This is a genomic window from Microbacterium sp. nov. GSS16, from assembly GCF_028198145.1.
Taxonomy (GTDB): domain Bacteria; phylum Actinomycetota; class Actinomycetes; order Actinomycetales; family Microbacteriaceae; genus Microbacterium.
On the sequence record NZ_CP116338.1, the window covers coordinates 1,282,666 to 1,301,241 of the forward strand.

Below are 18,576 nucleotides of genomic sequence, written 5' to 3' on the forward strand. Positions count from 1 at the left end.
TCATTCGAGAGCCTTCAGTTCCAGTTCATCCCGTGCGCGCGGCTGTCCAGCGCGTTCTTCCAGAACGACTCGCGAGTCAGGATCGTGTCAGCTCGGGTCTTGGGGTCGAAGATCTCCAGGATTGAGTACGAAAAGTTGTCCACGATGTGCCCATCGCCAAAATCATTTCGGATCTGCTCGAGCTCCCGATTGCCACCGGTGAAGACTTTCAAGTGCGCGTAGCTGGACCAGCGCTGCCACAGCCCGTTGGCGTCCCCGGATGCTGACCGACCCGACGTACAGCCGCCCGCAGCTCAGGTCGGTGATGACGTAGACGCCCTTCACGCTGGAGAGCGCATCCTTCCAACTGGGCTCGTCGCCGGCGATGATGCGCTGCAGCTCGTGATGCCGCAGCCGGACGTTCTGGTACCCCGGGAAGGTGCCGAGCTTGACGTCGGGCGCGAGCTCGTAAACCTCCGGGGCGAGCAGGCTCTCCTGAAGCCCCACGTAGTGACGCAGGCACGGAGTCCGACCGATGGGCCTGTCGAGCTTGACGATGAGGCGCTTGATGAACTGCTCGTGCAGCGGTAAGGGCGTCAGATCGTGGCCGTGATCGTCCAACCGATCAGGCTTGATCTCGGTCACCTCGAACGCGCCGCCGAACATGAAGTACTGCGGCCCATAGGGGTAATACTGCGCGAACGACAGCAGGTAGCGAGCGAGCGTGCCCGGACGATGCGCGTCTGCCGGCGGTCACTTCCCCCGCGCGTCCGCGCGCTCCGCGTCGGAGTTCGGCGTCCAGCCGAACCAGCCGTCATCGGCAGGGATCACACTCCAGTCGCCGCAGGCGAAGACGGTCTTGGCCGCGTACGGGTCGGGCGCGCCGTCGAGCGTCCACACCGGAGCCGAGCGCCGCTCCACATCCGCGCAGTAGCCGGCGAGAGCGAAGTCACCGGTGAGCAGGATGACGGCGTCGTCGGAGCTCTCCGACGTCGACGTGCGCACAATGATGTCGGTGGCGTCGGCGGGGATCCACGGCGCGTCGACGTCCGCCTCGGCACGGAAAGCCGCGAGATCGTCGAAGGTGTGCGTGGACTGGTGGTGGACGAGCTCCTCGTACACCGCGCATCCGGTCAGGGACAACCCCGCTGCGGCGATCAGAGCGGAAGCGGCGAGGGCTGTGCGTGCGTTCATGCTTCCAGCCTCGCCGCAGCGGATCCGCGCCGCGTCGTGCGTGCGAGGTATCCGCGTACCTCGCACGGATGATCCGCCACGCGGCGAGCGGCGTCAGCTGCCGGCTTCGGGCCGCCCGGCCCACCAGCCGATGACGTGACCGATGTGCTGGTGCATGAGGCGCTCGGCGCGCTCGCCCTCGCCTGCCGCGAGCAGGTCCAGCAGCTCGTGGTGCTCGGCTGCGGAGCGCGACAGCTGCTCGGTCGCCAGCAGGCCGGCGAGGCCAGGAAGACGGGTCTCCTTGCGCAGCTGCGAGATGAGCGCGGCCAGGCGCGGGTTGCCGCTGTGCACGTTGATGGCCTCGTGGAAGGCGCGGTCGGCCTCGAGGTACGTGGTGAGGTCGCCGCTGGAGGCGCCCTCGACGATGGCATCCGCCGTCGCGCGCAGCTTCTCGATGACATCCGCCGGGATCTGTCCCGCGAGCTCGCGCATCACCGGCGGCTCGAGCAGTCGCCGCACCGCGACGATGTTCGCCACCTCGTCATCGCGCACCTCGGTGACGCGGAATCCCTTGTTGCGCACCGCCTCGACGAAGCCGAGCTTCTCGAGGTTCAGCATCGCTTCGCGCACCGGCGTGGCCGAGACGTTGAATCGCGCGGCGAGCGCGGGCGCCGAGAAGAGTTCGCCGGGGGCCATCTCTCCGGCGCGGATCGCCGCCTCGAGCGCAACCTCCACGCGCTCTCGCAGGTTCATCACCGGCTGCAGGGGAGTGACGACGGAGGGGAGTGTCATGAACGACCACCGATCAAGAAGCGTAGGCAGTGCCATGCGGCATGGCACTGCCTACGAAACTATCGGATGCCGTGGATGCGCGGCGACAGCACGCCGCCCGCGCATCCACGGCGTGGATCACTTGCCGTAGCCCTTGGCGGCGGCCTCTTCGGTGTCGGCGACGATGCGGTCGGCGACGTCCTTCGGAAGGGGCAGGCGCGGCGGGCGGCAGGGGCCGCCGTACAGCCCGAGCGCGTCCATCGAGAGCTTGATGGACTCGACGAACTCCGTCTTTGTGTCCCAGCGCAGCAGCTTGTGCAGGTCGCGGTAGATCACCTTGGCGCGCTCGAGGTCGCGCACGTCTCCCGAGGTGGAGAGGCGGAACAGCTCGACGGTGGCCTGCGGGATGGCGTTGGGGTAGCCGGCCACCCAGCCGACGGCTCCCGCGATGCCGAGCTCGAGAACGCTGTCGTCGGTGCCGATGAGGATGTCGATGTCGGGAGCGAGCTCCTTGATCTCGTAGATGCGCCGGGGGTCGCCGGTGAACTCCTTCACGCCCACCATGTGACCGGCCTCGTGGATCTCGGCGATCAGGTCGGGCACGAGGTCGACCTTGGTGTCGATGGGGTTGTTGTAGCCCACGATGGGCAGGCCCACCGCCGCGACGGTGGCGTAGTGGTGCTTGACCTGCTCACGGTTCGCCCGGTACGTGTTCGGGGGCAGCAGCATGACGCAGTCCGCGCCGGCCTTCGCGGCCTGCTCGGCCCAGTGCGCCGACTGCAGCGCACCGTACGCGCCGACGCCCGCCATCACCGAGAAGCCCTCGGGGGCGGCGTCGACGGCGACCTCGATCACCTTCGCGCGCTCCTGCTCGCTGAGGTTCTGGTATTCACCCAGCGAGCCGTTCGGCGCGATCCCGTCGCAGCCGTTGTCGGCGAGGAAGCGCACGTGATCGGCGAATCGGTCGTAGTCGACCGAGAGGTCGTCCTTGAACGGCAGGGCGGATGCGACGATCACGCCATGCCAGGGAGCCTTCTGAGACATCTTTGTTCCTTTCCAGCTTTCGCGGCGCTGAAGCCGTTGGTCATATGTAACATATTACAGCACGGAAGCCATCCAGCGCTCCAACCCGGCGGAATCGATCGGCAGGGCGTCGCTGAGCACCTCGATCCCGCTGTCGGTCACCACGACGTCGTCTTCGATGCGCACGCCGATGCCCCGCAGCTCCGGCGGGACGGTCTCGTCCCAGGCGTGGAAGTAGAGTCCGGGCTCGACCGTGAGCGCCATGCCCGGCTGCATCGACGCTTCGAAGTACTGCGCGTATGATGACGCCCCGCAGTCGTGCACGTCGAGTCCGAGGTGGTGCCCGACGCCGCACACGATGTAGCGACGGTGGTGCTGACCGTCTGCGGCGAGAGCCTCGTCGACGGAGACCGGCAGCAGCCCCCAGTCGGAGAGCCCCTGTGCGAGCACCTCCATGCAGGCCACGTGGAAATCGCGCCAGTCGCGACCGGGTGCCACCGCGGCGAGCCCGGCGCGGTGAGAGCGCTCGACCAGATCGTGCACCTCGCGCTGCGCCGTGGTGAAGCGTCCGCTCGCCGGGAGCGTTCGCGTCACATCGGCGGTGTATCCACTGCGGTTCTCCACTCCCATGTCGAGCAGCAGCAGCGCTTCGGGATCGACCGGACTGTCGGCGCGCACCCAGTGCAAGATCGGCGCGTTCGCTCCCGATCCCACGATGCTCGCGTACCCGGGTGCCTGGCCGACCGTGCGGGCGTGCCGGTCGAAGGTGCCCTGCAGCCAGCGCTCGCCGCCGTGCTGCACGGCGTGGGGGATCTCTCGGCGCACCTGGGCGAATCCCTCGACGGTGTGCTGCACGGCCGCGCGCAGCTCGGCGAGCTCCCACGCGTCCTTCTGCATTCGCAGCGCGGAGAGCGTCTGGGCGAGCTCGGCTGAGCGTGCCCGGCCGCCCAGCTGCCGACCGGGCACGGCGCCCACGACCGCACTGCCCGCGATGAGCGCGTCGTCGGGCACAGCGAGCTCGTCCAGTTCGCGTACGCGCACGTCCAGGGCGTCGGCCAGCTCAGCGGTCCCGGCGAGCGGACCGACCCAGAGCTCGCCGTGGGTGGGGTCGGCGTGGAAGGCGGCGGCGCCGGGACGCGCGGGCGGGATGATGTACAGCGTCGCGTCATGTCCTCCGGCACGGGGGGTGAGCACGAGCACCCCGTCCTCCACGCCGAAGCCCACCAGCCAGAGGAAGTCGCTGTGTGCGCGGAACTCGAAGAAGAAGTCGTTCAGCCGCGCGTGTGCGCGCCCCGCGGCGACGACGAGGGTGCGACCCGGCAGGGCGGTCGAGAGGCGCTCACGGTGACGGGCCGCCGCCTGCGCGGCGCCGGGCTCCACCCGGGGCGTGCGGTCAGCATCACCCCAGCCGGTCCTCATCCATTCGGTGAAGCCCGAGGCGGCCGCGAGTGACGGCATCCGTGGATCCTGCGAGTCGGAACGGGCGTTCGGGATGCCGCTCTCCCAGTCGACGACGTGCACCTCGGCGCCGTAGCCGGCCGGCTGGTGGTGGTGATTGCTCATGCTGTCTCCAGAGGGTCTTCGGGCGGGGAACAGGTGCGGATGGCGCACCGGCCGGGTCAGGATCGTTCGCCGCCGCGCCCGCCGAGGCGCCATTCGAGTGCGGTGAACAGCCGCTCGACGACGCCGTCCATGACGATGCCGTCGTGCTCGTGCTCGTTGGTGACCCAGGCATGCAGTCCGCCCACGCGGGCCGCGGTGTCGAGGGAGAGTCCGGCGTCGACGTACATGTCGTCGAAGTACACCACCGCCTCGACGGGTACCTGGTTCGCGCCGAGCCGCGCGGTGTCGTACAGCTCGATCGGCCACTCCCGTGCGGCGAGCAGCTCGACACCGGCTCGGAAGCCGCGCAGCGCGCGGACCTCGTCGAACATCCAGGGGAACACCATCTCGCCGGTGAACAGCACCGGCCGCGCATCCTCGTCGAACTCCGGGTGCCGTTCCCGCTCGCGCTGCGCCGCCCAGCCCGTCGGCCCTGCGCCGTAGATGCTCTCCTGCAGAGCGATGAACAGCGGGTTGCCGGCGAACGCGGTGGCCGCGCCCACCGAGGCGAGGAAGGTGTCGCTCAACCGGGTCTCGGCCCGGTCGCTGAACGCCTCGTCGAGCAGCCAGTGCACCCGGTCGAACCCCGGTCCCATGCCGAAGTCGAAGCCCAGGGTCTGCAGGCGGCGCACGGTGAGGCGGTCGCCGTCGGCGAGGCGGACGTCCTGCGCCTGCAGGGTGTCCGCGACCCGCGCGATGCGCTCGGCGAGGTGCGGGGCGCGCTCACGGAACTGCCGGTTCTTCTCCACCACGCGCGGGAAAGTCCGCCGGTAGACCTCGGCGGGGTCCGGATCGAGCGAGGGGAGCCCGCCCGCGACCGCGGAGGCGACGATGGCCTCGGGGAAGGCGGAGAGGTAGTGCAGTGTGAGGAAGCCGCCGTAGCTCTGGCCGATCGTCCACCAGCGGCGCCCGCCGTAGTGTGCGGCGCGCAGCGCCTCGAAGTCGCGCACGATCGAGTCCGCCCGGTGCAGCGACAGCCGTCGCGCGGCCTCCTCGGCCGGCATCTCGGCGAACCGCGACCCCGACAGTGGCGTCGACCGGCCGGTGCCGCGCTGGTCGGGCACGATCAGCCGGAAGCGCGACAGCGCGGCGGCGACCCAGTCGCCCCGACCGACCGGTCGCACGCCCTTGCCGCCGGGACCGCCCTGCAGGTGCAGCAGCAGCGGCAGGTCGTCGTGGCGGCGCTCGGCGGCGACGAACTCGCGGGCGAAGATCTCGATGGTCTCGCCGTCGGGGTCGTTCCAGTCCAGGGGCACGGTGGTCCACACGTCGCGGGCCACGATGTCCTTGCCGACGAAGTACGCGCTGTCAGAGGTCACGCAGGTCACCTTGCCTTCCGATGGGGGATGCCGGCTGTTCGCAGGCACCGATCCAGTCTGCCCGGAGCGGCCGGGTCCGGTGGCGCGGCGCCCGCGGCCACCGCGCCCTCCCGTATTACTGCGCCCGGGTGCGCACCCGGGAGTCGAGCAGCGCGTAGAAGAGGTCGACGATGAGGTTCGAGAGCACGACGAACAGTCCGCCCAGCAGCACGATGGCGATCACGACCGGCCGATCCTGCATGGCGACGCTGGTCACCGCGAGCGCCCCGACGCCCTGCAGGCCGAAGACCTGCTCGATCACGATCACACCGCCCAGCAGCAGCCCGATGTCGATGCCGAGCTGGGTGACCAGCGGCGGCATGGCGCTGCGGAAGGCGTGCACGTAGATCACGCGCCGCTCGGTGAGACCCTTCGCCCGTGCGGTGCGCACGTAGTCCTCGCCGAGGACGTCGAGCATCTGCCCGCGGGTGAGTCGCGCGTACACCGCCGCGGTGACCATCGCGAGGGTCAGCCACGGCAGCGCCAAATGCCACGCCCACTGCAGAGGGTCGGTCGCGAAGGGCACGTACCCCGACGGCGGGAACAGGTTCACCCCGAAGCGGGTGGGCAGGTAGTACAGCAGGTACAGGGCCAGCATGCCCAGCACGAAGGTGGGGAAGCTGATGCCGACCAGCGCGAACCCCTGACCCAGGCGGTCGCGGACGCTGCCCGGACGCTTGGCCGAGGCGATGCCGATCGGAATTCCGATCGCGAGCCACAGGACCACCGCGCCGAAGACCAGCGACATGGTCGCGGGGATCCGGGCCAGTACGAGATCGGCGACAGGCAGGCTCGAGCGGTACGAGAAGCCGAGGTCACCCTGCAGCAGGTTGCCGATGAAGATCAGGTACTGCTCCCAGATCGGCTTGTCGAGGCCGAGGTTCGCCCGGATCTGCGCCATGAGCGCCTCGGTCGCCTTGTCGCCGGCGATGATCCGCGCCGGGTCGGAGGGCGTCACGTAGAACAGCACGAAGATGAACACGCTGAGCAGGAACAGCACCAGCAGGCCGAACCCGATGCGCGACAGCAGGAAGCGGATCATGCCCGCGCTCCCTTCGCAGAGGACGGATCGAGCGCGTCGCGAAGACCGTCGCCGACGAGGTTGAACGTGAGGGTCAGCGCCAGCAGGGCAAGGCCGGGCACGAGCACCATCCACGGAGCGACGATGTACATCGATCCGTTGGAGGCGTCGGCGAGCATGTTGCCCCAGCTGGGGGTGGGCGGCACGGTGCCGAGGCCAAGGAACGACAGCGTGGCCTCGAACACGATGGCGGCGGGGATCATCAGCGTCGTGTACACCACGATCGGCACGACCAGGTTCGGCAGCACATCGCGGAACATCGTGGCGATGGGGGACTGGCCGAGCGAGCGGGCCGTCTCGATGAACTCCCGCTCACGCAGGGCGAGCACCTGCCCGCGGATGACGCGGGCCAGGCCCGCCCAGCTGAAGAACACGATCACCGAGATCGACAGCTGCAGGCTGGGCCCGAGCACCGACACCGTGGCGATCGCGACGAGCAGGAACGGCACGCTCATCACCAGATCGATGACGCGGCTGAGCACCGTGTCGACCGCCCCGCCGAAGAAGCCGGCGGTCATCCCGATCAGGATGCCGATCGCCGAGGCCGCCAGTGACGCGACCACGCCGACCAGCAGCGATACCTGGGCGCCGTAGGCGAGCCGCACCAGCAGGTCGCGGCCGAGCTGGTCGGTGCCGAGCAGGAACTCGCCGTTCGGTGGCCCGGGCATGCCGGCGGGCGACAGCCCGGTTTCGCGGAACTGCTCGGTGGGTCCGTGTCCGGTCCACTGCGCGATCAGGGGCGCGCCGAGGGCGAAGATGACGATGAGCACGATGACGACGGCCGAGCCCACGCTGGCCGGGTCGCGGCGCAGCCGGCGGAGGGTGAGCTGCCACGAGCTCTTCACCCCGGATGCCGCGTCGGCGGCGCCCTTCGCCGGGATGAGCAGGGTCAGGGTCTCTTTCGAGAACGGGCTCATGCGTGCGCCTCCGACGGGGTGGGGTCACCGGCATCGCTGAGCGCGCCGAGGAACGCCGCAGCCAGCAGCTTCTTCGTGAACGGCTGCTGCGGCGCGTCGTAGATGGTCTCCGCCTCGCCGAGCTCGATGATGCGCCCGTGCTCCATCACGGCGATTCGGTCGCACATGTGGCGGACGACGGCGAGGTCGTGCGAGATGAACAGATAGGTCAGCCCGAGCTCGCGCTGCAGGTCGTCGAGCAGCTGCAGCACCTGGGCCTGCACCGTGACATCGAGCGCCGAGACCGGCTCGTCGAGGATGATCAGATCGGGGTTGAGCGCGATGGCGCGCGCGATCCCGATCCGCTGACGCTGCCCGCCTGAGAACTGGGCGGGGAAGCGGTTGTAGTGGTCGGGGTCGAGGCCGACCTGCTCGAGCAGCTCGAGGACGCGGCGTTCGCGTTCGCGTGGGGTGCCCACGCCGTGGATGCGCAGCGGGTCGCCGATGATCGATCCGACGCGGCGCTTGGGGTTGAGCGATGAGAAGGGGTCCTGGAAGACCACCTGTACGCGCTGGCGCATCCGCCGCCACTGCGCACCGTTGAGGGTGCGCAGGTCGGTGCCGTCGAAGTGCACGGTGCCCTCTGACGGCGGCACGAGCCCGGCGATCGTGCGGGCGAGCGTGGTCTTGCCGCATCCGCTCTCGCCCACCAGGCCCAGCGTCTCGCCTCGGCGCACCTCGAGGCTGATGCCGTCGAGGACCTTGCGCTCGACGCCGCGCCGTGCCGAGAACGAGACGCTGACATCCGACACCTCGGCGATCGGTGCAGCCGTGACCGGACCGGCCGCGGCGGCCTCGGCGAGCTGACCGAGCGGAGCCCGACGCTCGCTCTGCGTGAAGGCGGACGACGCGATCAGGTCGCGCGTGTACGGCTCTCGTGGGCGGCGCAGCACCTCGTCACTCGTGCCGACCTCGACCTGCTCGCCGCGGTACATGACCATGACGCGGTCGGCGACACTCGCCATCACGCTGAGGTCGTGGCTGATCATCAGCACCGTCGCCCCGAAGTCCTGCTTCATCTCACCGAGGAGCTGCAGGATCTGCGCCTGCACGGTGGAGTCGAGCGCGGTGGTCGGCTCATCCGCGATGATCAGCGCCGGGTCGAGCGAGAGGCTCATGGCGATCATCACGCGCTGACGCATGCCGCCGGAGAACTGGTGCGGGTAGGCGTCGAACCGCGACGCCGCATCGCTGATGTGCACCTTGTCGAGCAGCTGGATAGCCCGCGCCTTCGCCGCTTGGCGGGAGACGTTCTCGTGTGCGCGGATCTGCTCGACGATCTGCCATCCGACGGTGTACTGCGGATGCAGGCTGGACAGCGGGTCCTGGAAGATCATGCTGATCTCGCGCCCGCGCTTGCGACGCAGCCGCTCGGGATCGAGTGTCAGCAGGTCCTCGCCCTGGAAGCGCACCGCGCCGGAGGTGCGTGCCTGCGGGATGAGACCCATCACCGACTGCACGAGCACCGATTTGCCCGAGCCGGATTCGCCGACGATGCCGAAGAACTCGCCCTCGGCGACGTCGAACGAGACGTCCTTCACAGCGTGCACGTCGCCGCCCTCGGTGGGGATGTCGACCTTCAGATGGGACACCTCGAGAATGGGCATTCGTTCTCTTCTCTTCCGAGTGGAGCTGCTGCGGCGCGAGCGGGTCGCGCCGCAGCAGCAGGTCGAGCAGCGGCTACTTCGTCAGCCAGACGTTGGCCCAGTCGCCGTTCTGCGCGAGAGCGTAGATCGAGAAGTTCTGCACACGCGCCGAGTGGTAGTTGGCCTTCTTCTTCGCCGCGATGCTGACGATGGGCGAGTCCTTCATGACCGTCTGGTCGACCTGGTGCCACAGCTTGGCGGCCTCTTCGGGCGTGCTGGCCGCCAGAGCCTGGTCGGCCAGGGCGTTCGCCTCGTCGTTGTTGTAGTCGACGTAGTTGTACGCCTGCGGCGTCCCGTCGAAGGTGAACTGCGGCTGGTACACGCTGCGCGCGGCGCCCCCGACCCAGTCCGGCGACCAGCCGACCAGCGCGATGTCCCACTCGCCGCCGGACGCGTTCTCGCGGTTGGTCATGAAGTTGGCGTAGTAGTCGGTGGGCGGGACCGGGAAGAGCTCGACGGTGATGCCTGCCTTCTCGAGGCTCGCCTGCACGGTCTGGGCGATGTCGGGCTGCGAGCCGAGGTTGCGGTAGGGGAGCTTCAGGGTGAGGTTCTGCACGCCGGCCTTCGCGAGCAGCTCCTTCGCCTTCTCGGGGTCGGCCTTGCCGCTCCCGTCGCCGTACGGGGAGTACTCCTCGTATCCGTTGATCCCGGGTCCGAAGATGCCGTTCGTGACCGTGGCGATGTCGGCACCACCCATGACCTGCACGACGGCGCTCTTGTCGATCGCGTACTGCAGGGCCTGGCGAACCTCGAGCTTCTGCAGCGCGCCGCCGTTGTTGTCGGACATCGTGTTGATCCACATGAACTGGTCGACCCCGCCGTTCTCGAGCGTCGAGAACTTCTCGTCATTCGCGGCGGTGAGCTGCTGGATGTTCGCGGGTCCCGGCTGGATGTCGAACAGCATGTCGGCGGAACCTGCCTGGAGCTGCTGCATGGCGGCATCCACCTCCACACCCATCGTCATCTCGATGCTGTCGACGTACGCCTTGCGCAGCGGGTCGCTCTTCGCGTTCCACGATGGGTTGCGCGTGAGGGTGAGCTTCACGTCGGGCTTGTGCTCGTCGATCGTGTACGGGCCCGACGAGATGAAGTTGTTGCGGTACTCCGGGGAGTCGGGAAGGTAGTCGAGCACCTCGACGGGGGCCGGGTTGGCGGTCGTCAGGCTGAGCATGGACGTGAAGTCGGATGCCGGCTCGGTGAGACGGAACACGACGGTCTTGTCGTCGGGCGTCTCGATGCCGGTGATGTCGTTGGCCTCGATGTACTCCTTCATCGCGCCGGCCTCGGGAGCGACATCGGCGAAGCCGTCGCAGAACTGCGCCATGCCGTCGATGAGCGTGATGAAGTAGCTGCCCAGGGCGGCACCGATGTGCGGGTTGCAGATGCGCTTGATGCCGCGCTCGACGTCTTCCGCGACGATCGGGCGGGCGCCGTCGGGCGCATCCCAGGTGGCGCCGTCGCGCAGGGTGATGGTGTAGGTCAGCCCGTCATCGGTCGGCTTGGGCACCTCGGTGGCGAGGTCGCCGACGAGCTTCGAGCGCGTCTCGGCGTCGTTGGATGCCTCGTAGCTGAGCAGCGAGCGGGAGATGACGCGCGTGATGCTGTTCGAGGGCACGTACGCGATCAGCTGCGGATCGATGCGATCGGTGTCGCCGTTGGAGAGCACCTTGAGGGTGCCGCCGGTCTGCGGTTCGCCGGCGTCGCCGCCACCGCCGCCGGCGGACGAGCAGCCGCTGAGCACGAGCGCGAAGGCTGAGGCGACGATGAGGGGAGCCAGGGGGGACAGCTTCTTACGGGCCATAGAGTCGTCCTTGATTCTCGGTCGGATGCCCGCATCTTCGACGGGCGAGCGGTCACGGACGGGCCGTGGCACGCCCATGTAACATAGCACATGTCAGAGTGCTACTCGACCGCCCATCTCCTTCAGCTGTCGCGGAGGGGATCTTGGAGGCAGATGCGGGCCGCGGGCCGAGCGCCATCAGACGTATGAACGATTCGGCATGAACCGTCGAGCGGACGCCCGTGCGGCACTGCTCGTGGATTCATCACAGGCCGGGTGCGTCCGGAGCCGTGCGGGAACCCGGCTGACGCCCCCTTTCGCACGAGGTCGATGAGAAGGTGGTCTCAGGTCTCGCACCTGCTCAGCCGAGACCGAAGCGGGAGGAATGCGGCTCGCCACCCGAGGCGCCGCGACGGAGTTCGGGCTCATCGTCGCGATGGTCGATGTGGGGACAACGACCATCTGATCGCTCACCCCCCGGTCGGTCCGACTGCGACCGGAGGGCGCCTGCCGCCGTGGTGTTCGACGCGTGAGCTCGAACCCATGGCGGCAGGCGCGACGGTCTCCACGAGGAGCTCGTGACGCTGCCCCGAGGGCCGCGCCGACGGCAAGGTGCGACTGAGTCGTATGCGGTCATCGCAGGTGTGCGGGGCCGTGCGGGAAAGCGCTCGTGGGCGTTCTCCGCACTCGGCGGGTGGGATGGTGAATCTGAACTTCGTGCCCGCTCGTCGCGCGGCACGGCGAGAGAAAGAGGGACAAATGAGGCGAGTGCCCACCGTGATCGTCAGCGGCATTCTTACCGTGGGGATGATGCTCGGCGCTGGATCCAGTGCCGCGGCCGATGTGCAAGGACCCGCGACGCCGACGATCACCAACGTCGAAGTGAAGCCGACGTCCATCCAACTCGACTTCGGCGCTGATGATGGCGGCGTGCCCGTTGAATCCTTCGAGGTGTACGCCACCGAGCTGTCGACGAACGAGCAGGTCTATCAGGCGTCGAGTGACCGGCCCGGCAGGGCTGACATCCAGAATCTCACGCCGAACACGGTGTACGAGATCGAGGTGAGGGCGCAGGCCGCCGGCACGACGGCAACGGTCGCTGCAACGATCACGACTCCGCATCACGCACCTGGGCACCCGTTCATCTTCGCCAAAGCCATCCATGCGACTGCTGTCGAGCTGCGGCTGAACGAGCCTGTGGCTGACTTCATCCCAGCCGGTCAAGAGGGCATCGGGCCGATAAGCGAGTACGTTCTCGATATCGCTGCGCGCGATGGGAGCACGTTCGAGCGTCGAACGGTCGATGTGCCGCAGGAGAGCTACTGGGTGGACGGCCTGACGCCCAACACTCGTTACCTCTTCATTCTCACAGCAGTCGGCCCAGGTGGCGAGACGTCGAACGAACACTCTTTCCAGACTCCACCCGCGTCGCCGTCGGTATCGATCGAGACCGCGACGCGCGACTCGATCACCGTGCGCGTCACGGACGGCAGCGCGACCGCTCCTGGTCGCGCGCGCCTGGCTGCAGCCCCCGCCGCCGCAGTCGACGAGATCACATACACCCTCAGCCTCACCACGCGTGGCGTCACGGTACAGACGGCGCAGCTTGCGCGGCCGGGCCTGCACACCTTCGCGGGATTGCAGCCGGGCACCGCGTATTCGGTCAGCGTCCGCGCATCCAACCAGACGGCGTCGAGTGAATCCACTGCGCTCGCTGTCTCGACAGATGCTGCACCGGTCGACTCAGACAGCACTCCGGGAGCATCGACGAATGTCGACACGGGCAGCGGATCTGTGTCGACTGCATCGCCAGTCGTCGATGCGAGCACCCCGTCGGCGAACCAGAAGCGGACTGACGTGCTCGCGGCGACAGGTTCGGAGGCGCCGATGTCGCTGCTTGCGATCGCCTTCGCGCTGGTCGGGGTGGGAGCTTCGACCATCGTGCTCGCTCGCCGCCGGCTCCTCCGGTCCTGATGAGGAGGGCGCCTGCCGCCGTGGTGTTCGACGCGTAAGCTCGAACCCATGGCGGCAGGCGCGACGATCCACACCTTCGATGTGCAGCTCGCCGACGTCGACCGCGGCGTGTACGACGAACTGACGCTCCGACTCGCGCGGCATTCGTCCGAGACCGACGCGTACATGCTCACGCGGCTGCTGGCGTACTGCCTCGAGTATGCGGAAGGCATCGCGTTCACCGAGGGGGTGGCTGCGACCGACGAGCCCGCGGTGCTCGTGCGCGACCTCACCGGCCGCGTCGCGGCGTGGATCGAGGTCGGTGCACCAGACGCCACTCGCCTGCACTACGGCAGCAAGCTCGCCGATCGCACGGTCGTGTACACCTACCGCGACCCGGCGAAGGTGATCGCCAACTGGGCGGGCAAGACGATCCACGAGGCCGACGCCATCGTGCTCCACAGCTTCGACGCGGGTTTCCTCGCCGACGCGGCGACGGCGCTCGCCCGCCGCAACACCATGACCGTCTCGGTGACCGAGCGTCAGCTCTACCTCGAGCTCAACGGCGTGCACCTGAGCACCACCGTGCACGAGCGGCCGATCCGCGCGCTCTGACCAGCGGGCGCCGACTCGCCGCAGGTAGGATCGGGGCGTGGTCGAGCATCCGGAAGACCCATCGCGAAGCGGCTCGCGCGGGCGAGGCCTGACCCGCGAGTCGATCGTCACCGCAGCGCTCGCGCAGATCGACGGGGCCGGCGTGAGCGCCCTCTCGATGCGCTCGCTCGCCGAGCGACTCGGCGTCGAGGCCATGTCGCTCTACCGGTACGTGCGTGGCCGCGAAGACCTGCTCGAGGGGGTCGTCGACGTGCTCACCGGCGACCTGATGGACTCCCTCGATGACGAGGTCGCCGAGCACTGGCAGGGGTTCCTGCAGGCGATGGCCCACGAGGTGCGCAGGATCGCGATCGAGCATCCTCGCGCTTTCCCGCTCGTCGCATCGCAGAACCCCGCGGCTCCCTGGCTGCGTCCGCCCCTGCGCAGCGTCGAGGTGGTCGACGCCTTCCTCACCGCACTTCTCGACCGCGGCTTCAGCGACGCCCAGGCAGTCGCGACGTATCGCTCGTTCTCGAGCTTCCTGCTGGGCCAGCTGCTGCTCGAAGCCGCCGCGCACGAGACGGCCGATGAGCCCGAGCCCGGCACCACGGCCGAGCAGGACGGACCGGATGCCGAGGCACGCGCCCCACAGGTCTTCCGCCTGCGCGAGAGGCTGAGCGAGGACCACAGTCGGGAGGAGTTCGAGGCCGCGCTGGAGTCGCTGCTCGACCGGCTGGAGAACAGCCTCGCGCTGCATCGCTGACAGCGAAGAGCGGGTAGGCTCCGCGTTCGGAACCCACCCGCTCGTGCGAGAACGCGTCAGCTGTTCGTCACGTTGTCGCGGGCATCCTGAGCGTCGTGCTTCACCTCGTTCGCGGCGTACTGCGCCTCATCCTTGACGGCGGCGACGGAGTCCTGGGCGGACGCCTTGACCGAGTCGACCGACGCGGCCAGCGGCTCCTTCAGGTGCTCGCCGACCTCCTTGGCGACGTCGGAGGCCTCATCGATCAGGGGCTGCGCCTGATCCTTCACCGTCGACGCGAGCTCCTTCTCCTTCGTCGATGCCGGAAAGAGCGACGCGAGCACGAGGCCCGCGCCGAACGCGATCAGCCCCACGGCCAGCGGGTTCCCCTCGGCCTTCGCCACGACGCGGTCTTTCACGTCGCCGGCTACGTCGCCCGCGTGCGCCCCGGCGTCGGACACCGACGAGCTGGCATCGTCGGCGGCGCCCATCACCCGGTCGCGCACCGACCCGATCGCGCCCCGCACCTTGCCCATCTGACGGTCGACGATCTTCGACGGCGTGACCTTGTCCGCCAGCGCGTCGACGTCCATACCGAGGTCCTGACGTGTCCGCTCGATGTCCGAGCGGATCTCATCGGCTGAATTGCTCATCGGTTCTCCTCATTTCTCTTCAGCGTGTCCGGGATCTCCTTGAGGGTCTCCACGGTCTGCGGTGCTCCATCGACCTCCTGCAGCTGGCCACGGCCGACCAGGAAGAGGACGAGGGCGATCAGCGCCCAGATGATCGCGACGATGACGCCCGACCACCCGCCGCCGATGAGGGTGCCCAGCGCCCACCAGAGCGCCATCGACAGGAAGAACACGGCCATCAGCGCGCCGTATCCGGCGGCGCCCATCAGGCCTGCTCCCTTGGCGGACTTCGCCGCCGACTCCTTCAGCTCTGCCTTCGCGAGCGCGACCTCCTGGCGCATCAGGGTCGAGATGTCGCGCGACACCTCCCCGAGAAGCTCGCCGAGAGAGGCCGAGGCGGCTCTCTGCTCAGACGGTGTGGGGTCGGTCATAGCCGTCCTCCCCGCTGGCGTCCGCCCTGGTCGAGCGGGTCTGGCTGTACAGCGGCGTCTCCGCAGCCGAGGTCGAGCTGTCGCTCACAGTGGTGGGCACCGAGTGATCAGGATGCACCTGGGTGACCGGGGGCACCGGCGGGGCCGGCGGCACCGCCGGCGCCTGCGTGGCTGCGTGCCCCTGGCCCGTCGCGCGCCCCTCGGCCGTCGCGTGCCCCTGGCCGGTGGCGTGCTTCTGGTCGGCCGCGTCGGATGCCAGTGCGCGCGTCAGCCGTCCGATGATGACCCCGCCGATCGCCGCGGCGAGGATGAAAGTTCCGGGCTTGCGGCGCGCGTAACGCTTGACTTCGGACAGCACAGCGCCCGGATCCCGGTCGCCGAGCCAGTTCGCCGCTGCCGACACCCGCCCGGATGCCTGCTGAACCAGGTCGGCGGCGATCCCGCTCCCATCTGAGTTGGCGGCCATGGATCCCAGCTCGTCACCGACCGAGCGAAGGCCCGTCGCCAGCCGCTGCTGCTGCGTGTTCGCCTGGTCGCGCAGCTCGCGCTGCGTCTGCGCGTACAGGTCCTTCGCCTGCATCTTGGCTTCGCCGACGACGCCTGAGGCTTCGTCCTTGGCGGCACCCAGCACATCCTTCGCGTGCCCGGTCGCGCTGTCTTTGAGATCGGATGCCTCGTGCTTCGCGGCATCGACTTTGCCCTGCGAGCCCGAAGGCTGCGAGCCCGAATCGTACGGCTGCGTGCCCGCGCCGTAAGCGGGCGTTCCCGAACCGCTCGGGCTGGTCGTCTCGAAATTGTCCGACATGAGTGCTCCTTTTCGCGGACCGATCGGAGGATCGGTGCCCCATGTCTAGCCCCCGAGGAGCGCGGCGCCAGGCCCCTTGCACACGACGGGCTTACGGTGTAAGTTAGTCGGCCAGGTCGGGGAGCTCCCGGATGCCGAACTCGTGCCGCAGCGCACTCACCGCCGCCAGCCAGCCCGGCATGCCCGTGACGCCTGGCCCCGGCGAGGCGGAGGCGGAGGCGAGGTAGACGCCGGGAATCGGAGTGCGCCACGGGTCAGGGCTGAGCACGGGCCTGCGGAACAGCTGCCAGAGGTTCGGTGCGCCTGCCGCGATGTCCCCGCCCGGGTAGTTCGGGTTGTGCTGCTCGACCTCCTGCGCGCTGCGCGAGCTCGTCGCCAGGATGGTGTCGCGGAAGCCAGGGGCGAACCGTTCGATCTGGTTGATCACCGCCTCCTTGCGGTCCGCCGTGCTCCCCGCGGGCACATGCGTGTACGTCCACAGTGTGTGCTGCCCCGCCGGGGCACGACTCGGGTCGAACAGCGTCGGCTGCGAGACCAGCACGTAGGGATTCTCGGGGAGCCGTCCGCGGTGCACCTGATTCTCGGCATCGGCCACCTCGGCTCGCGTGCCGCCGACGTGCAGCGTGCCGGCGCGGTGCAGCTCGGAATTCGTCCACGGCACCGGCTCGCTGAGCGCGAAGTCGACCTTCGCGACGCCGTCGCCGTAGCGGAAGCGCTGCAGCGCCCGCCGGTAGCCCGACGGGATGACGTCGGCTGCGAGGCGCACGAGCGCTCTCGGGGTGACGTCCAGGAGCGTGGCCCACGCATCCGGCAGGTCACGCAGCGACTCGACCTCGTGATCGAGCACCAGCTCGCCGCCGTGGCGGCGGAGGTCGTCGACCATGGCATCCGCGATCGCCTGACTGCCGCCGACCGGTATCGGCCAGCCCTGCGCGTGCGCGTAGGTGGTCAGGGCCAGGCCGGCGCCGGCACCTGCGATACTCGGCTGCGCGAGGATCGTGTGCGCCGCGACGCCGGTGAGCATGGCGGGCGCGACATCGTCGCGGAAGCGTGCATTCCACGCGGGGGTGCCCTGCTCGAAAGAGCGCAGACCGAAGAGGATGGCCGTGAGCGGGTCGCGCGGGATGCGCAGCAGGGAGGACCCGGTGAAGTCGGCCACCCGGGTGGCGCGTTCGACAAGCGGTCGCAGAAGCCTCGCGTACGCCCGGCCGTCGGCGCCGAGCGCGTCGGCGGTCCGGTCGAGGTCTCGATAGGCGATGCCGGCGCGCCCGCCGTCCATCGGGTGGCCGAACGACACCTCAGGAGTCACGAACTCCACACGATCGCGCAGCCCGAAGTCCCGGAAGAAGCGCGACTCGAAAGCCAGCGGATGCACGGCCGAGCAGACATCGTGCTGGAATCCCGGCAGCGTGAGCTCCCGCGTGGCGGCTCCGCCGCCGGGTTGGCTCTCGCGCTCGTAGACGCGCACACGGAGCCCCGCCCTGGCGAGGGTCACGGCAGCTGCGAGACCATTCGGGCCCGCGCCGACCACGACGACGTCGAGGTCATCCCCGGTCGAGCGACGCCGTTCGTTCACCCGGTCGCCCTGCCCTCGGACGAATAGGCCAGTCGGTGCAGCGTCTCTGCATTCCGCCAGCGGACGAGTGCGTCCATGATCGGGCGCGGGACGAACCTCCCGGGGCCGGCGACGGGCTCCTCCTGGATGCGCACGAGGCAGCCCTCGCGATGAGGTCGCACATCAAGCGTCACCCGCGCCTCGCCCATCGGCCATCCGCGCGCCCGCATCACCATCCTGCGCGGCGGGTCGTACTGCTCGACGATGGTGCGGTCGTTGATGAGCATCGGCCAGACGCCGAACGAATGGTGCAGCTCGGACCCCTGGCCGGGCCAGGTGGGAGCCACCGCGCGCATGCGTGATGCGCCGACCACCCACGCGGGGTACAGCCATCCGTCGCTCAGCACCTCGAACACGTCCTCCGGTGCGCAGTGCAGCACCCTCACATTGCGGGCCATCAATCACTCCTCAGCAAGTCGGTTCAGCGGTCTTTCG

The 18,576-nt window shown here is 69.0% G+C and carries 19 protein-coding genes; 3 read left to right on the forward strand and 16 right to left on the reverse strand.

All coding sequences use genetic code 11. The features are described from left to right. Positions 1-14: 14 nt before the first annotated feature. The 11 genes from PGB26_RS05930 to PGB26_RS05980 form a co-directional block, all read right to left on the reverse strand. On the reverse strand, positions 15-143 hold the full coding sequence (locus PGB26_RS05930) for a hypothetical protein (protein WP_271639414.1): 129 nt from the start codon (positions 141-143) through the stop codon (positions 15-17). 19 nt (positions 144-162) lie between these two features. Next, positions 163-624 carry a hypothetical protein gene (locus PGB26_RS05935; protein WP_271639415.1) on the reverse strand — a complete coding sequence of 154 codons (462 nt, stop codon included), beginning with the start codon at positions 622-624 and terminating at the stop codon, positions 163-165. 108 nt (positions 625-732) lie between these two features. Beyond that, complete coding sequence (locus tag PGB26_RS05940; RefSeq protein ID WP_271639416.1) at positions 733-1,173, reverse strand: hypothetical protein; 441 nt, start codon at positions 1,171-1,173, stop codon at positions 733-735. A 93-nt stretch (positions 1,174-1,266) separates the two neighbouring features. Next, positions 1,267-1,944, reverse strand: coding sequence for a GntR family transcriptional regulator (locus tag PGB26_RS05945; protein ID WP_271639417.1), 678 nt, complete (start codon positions 1,942-1,944; stop codon positions 1,267-1,269). Positions 1,945-2,061: 117 nt separating this feature from the next. Continuing rightward, complete coding sequence (locus PGB26_RS05950; RefSeq protein ID WP_271639418.1) at positions 2,062-2,967, reverse strand: dihydrodipicolinate synthase family protein; 906 nt, start codon at positions 2,965-2,967, stop codon at positions 2,062-2,064. Between the two features lie 54 nt (positions 2,968-3,021). After that, on the reverse strand, positions 3,022-4,509 hold the full coding sequence (locus PGB26_RS05955) for an aminopeptidase P family protein (RefSeq protein ID WP_271639419.1): 1,488 nt from the start codon (positions 4,507-4,509) through the stop codon (positions 3,022-3,024). A 56-nt stretch (positions 4,510-4,565) separates the two neighbouring features. Further along, positions 4,566-5,867 carry an alpha/beta fold hydrolase gene (locus tag PGB26_RS05960; protein ID WP_271639420.1) on the reverse strand — a complete coding sequence of 434 codons (1,302 nt, stop codon included), beginning with the start codon at positions 5,865-5,867 and terminating at the stop codon, positions 4,566-4,568. Between the two features lie 115 nt (positions 5,868-5,982). Continuing rightward, positions 5,983-6,948: an ABC transporter permease gene (locus tag PGB26_RS05965; protein WP_071641670.1), complete on the reverse strand. Its 966-nt coding sequence runs from the start codon at positions 6,946-6,948 to the stop codon at positions 5,983-5,985. Beyond that, positions 6,945-7,904 carry an ABC transporter permease gene (locus PGB26_RS05970; RefSeq protein WP_271639421.1) on the reverse strand — a complete coding sequence of 320 codons (960 nt, stop codon included), beginning with the start codon at positions 7,902-7,904 and terminating at the stop codon, positions 6,945-6,947. Before PGB26_RS05970 ends, PGB26_RS05965 begins: the two co-directional genes overlap by 4 nt. Further along, positions 7,901-9,550, reverse strand: coding sequence for an ABC transporter ATP-binding protein (locus tag PGB26_RS05975; RefSeq protein WP_271639422.1), 1,650 nt, complete (start codon positions 9,548-9,550; stop codon positions 7,901-7,903). The genes PGB26_RS05970 and PGB26_RS05975 overlap by 4 nt, the downstream gene beginning before the upstream one ends. A 73-nt stretch (positions 9,551-9,623) precedes the next feature. After that, entirely contained in the window at positions 9,624-11,390 is a 1,767-nt protein-coding gene (locus tag PGB26_RS05980; RefSeq protein ID WP_271639423.1) for an ABC transporter substrate-binding protein, read from the reverse strand. A gap of 747 nt (positions 11,391-12,137) precedes the next feature. Between PGB26_RS05980 and PGB26_RS05985 the strand changes: the two genes are divergently transcribed. From PGB26_RS05985 to PGB26_RS05995, 3 genes are read left to right on the forward strand one after another with little or no spacing between them, the layout of a single operon-like run. Continuing rightward, positions 12,138-13,343 carry a fibronectin type III domain-containing protein gene (locus PGB26_RS05985; protein WP_271639424.1) on the forward strand — a complete coding sequence of 402 codons (1,206 nt, stop codon included), beginning with the start codon at positions 12,138-12,140 and terminating at the stop codon, positions 13,341-13,343. A 48-nt stretch (positions 13,344-13,391) separates the two neighbouring features. Further along, positions 13,392-13,937: a YaeQ family protein gene (locus PGB26_RS05990; protein WP_271639425.1), complete on the forward strand. Its 546-nt coding sequence runs from the start codon at positions 13,392-13,394 to the stop codon at positions 13,935-13,937. Positions 13,938-13,974: 37 nt separating this feature from the next. After that, a complete protein-coding gene (locus PGB26_RS05995) occupies positions 13,975-14,679 on the forward strand; it encodes a TetR/AcrR family transcriptional regulator C-terminal domain-containing protein (protein ID WP_271639426.1) in 705 nt (234 codons plus the stop codon). 56 nt (positions 14,680-14,735) lie between these two features. On the opposite strand, the gene PGB26_RS06000 is transcribed toward PGB26_RS05995, so the two are convergent. The 5 genes from PGB26_RS06000 to PGB26_RS06020 all read right to left on the reverse strand — a co-directional run bounded on the left by PGB26_RS06000 (position 14,736) and on the right by PGB26_RS06020 (position 18,539). After that, positions 14,736-15,311 carry a DUF3618 domain-containing protein gene (locus PGB26_RS06000; RefSeq protein WP_271639427.1) on the reverse strand — a complete coding sequence of 192 codons (576 nt, stop codon included), beginning with the start codon at positions 15,309-15,311 and terminating at the stop codon, positions 14,736-14,738. After that, complete coding sequence (locus PGB26_RS06005) at positions 15,308-15,721, reverse strand: phage holin family protein (protein WP_271639428.1); 414 nt, start codon at positions 15,719-15,721, stop codon at positions 15,308-15,310. The genes PGB26_RS06000 and PGB26_RS06005 overlap by 4 nt, the downstream gene beginning before the upstream one ends. After that, positions 15,699-16,526 carry a hypothetical protein gene (locus PGB26_RS06010; RefSeq protein ID WP_271639429.1) on the reverse strand — a complete coding sequence of 276 codons (828 nt, stop codon included), beginning with the start codon at positions 16,524-16,526 and terminating at the stop codon, positions 15,699-15,701. The genes PGB26_RS06005 and PGB26_RS06010 overlap by 23 nt, the downstream gene beginning before the upstream one ends. Positions 16,527-16,629: 103 nt before the next feature. Beyond that, the gene (locus tag PGB26_RS06015) at positions 16,630-18,102 is read right to left on the reverse strand and encodes a phytoene desaturase family protein (protein ID WP_271639430.1); all 1,473 of its coding nucleotides are present in this window, start codon (positions 18,100-18,102) and stop codon (positions 16,630-16,632) included. Next, positions 18,099-18,539: an SRPBCC family protein gene (locus PGB26_RS06020; RefSeq protein ID WP_271639431.1), complete on the reverse strand. Its 441-nt coding sequence runs from the start codon at positions 18,537-18,539 to the stop codon at positions 18,099-18,101. Before PGB26_RS06020 ends, PGB26_RS06015 begins: the two co-directional genes overlap by 4 nt. Between the last annotated feature and the right edge of the window lie 37 nt (positions 18,540-18,576).

Coding starts and splice junctions, on each gene's coding strand:
- PGB26_RS05940 (WP_271639416.1), bottom strand. CDS start 1,173: ATGAACGCACGCACAGCCCTCGCCGCTTCCGCTCTGATCGCCGCAGCG.
- PGB26_RS05945 (WP_271639417.1), bottom strand. CDS start 1,944: ATGACACTCCCCTCCGTCGTCACTCCCCTGCAGCCGGTGATGAACCTG.
- PGB26_RS05950 (WP_271639418.1), bottom strand. CDS start 2,967: ATGTCTCAGAAGGCTCCCTGGCATGGCGTGATCGTCGCATCCGCCCTG.
- PGB26_RS05955 (WP_271639419.1), bottom strand. CDS start 4,509: ATGAGCAATCACCACCACCAGCCGGCCGGCTACGGCGCCGAGGTGCAC.
- PGB26_RS05965 (WP_071641670.1), bottom strand. CDS start 6,948: ATGATCCGCTTCCTGCTGTCGCGCATCGGGTTCGGCCTGCTGGTGCTG.
- PGB26_RS05970 (WP_271639421.1), bottom strand. CDS start 7,904: ATGAGCCCGTTCTCGAAAGAGACCCTGACCCTGCTCATCCCGGCGAAG.
- PGB26_RS05975 (WP_271639422.1), bottom strand. CDS start 9,550: ATGCCCATTCTCGAGGTGTCCCATCTGAAGGTCGACATCCCCACCGAG.
- PGB26_RS05980 (WP_271639423.1), bottom strand. CDS start 11,390: ATGGCCCGTAAGAAGCTGTCCCCCCTGGCTCCCCTCATCGTCGCCTCA.
- PGB26_RS05990 (WP_271639425.1), top strand. CDS start 13,392: ATGGCGGCAGGCGCGACGATCCACACCTTCGATGTGCAGCTCGCCGAC.
- PGB26_RS06000 (WP_271639427.1), bottom strand. CDS start 15,311: ATGAGCAATTCAGCCGATGAGATCCGCTCGGACATCGAGCGGACACGT.
- PGB26_RS06005 (WP_271639428.1), bottom strand. CDS start 15,721: ATGACCGACCCCACACCGTCTGAGCAGAGAGCCGCCTCGGCCTCTCTC.
- PGB26_RS06010 (WP_271639429.1), bottom strand. CDS start 16,526: ATGTCGGACAATTTCGAGACGACCAGCCCGAGCGGTTCGGGAACGCCC.
- PGB26_RS06020 (WP_271639431.1), bottom strand. CDS start 18,539: ATGGCCCGCAATGTGAGGGTGCTGCACTGCGCACCGGAGGACGTGTTC.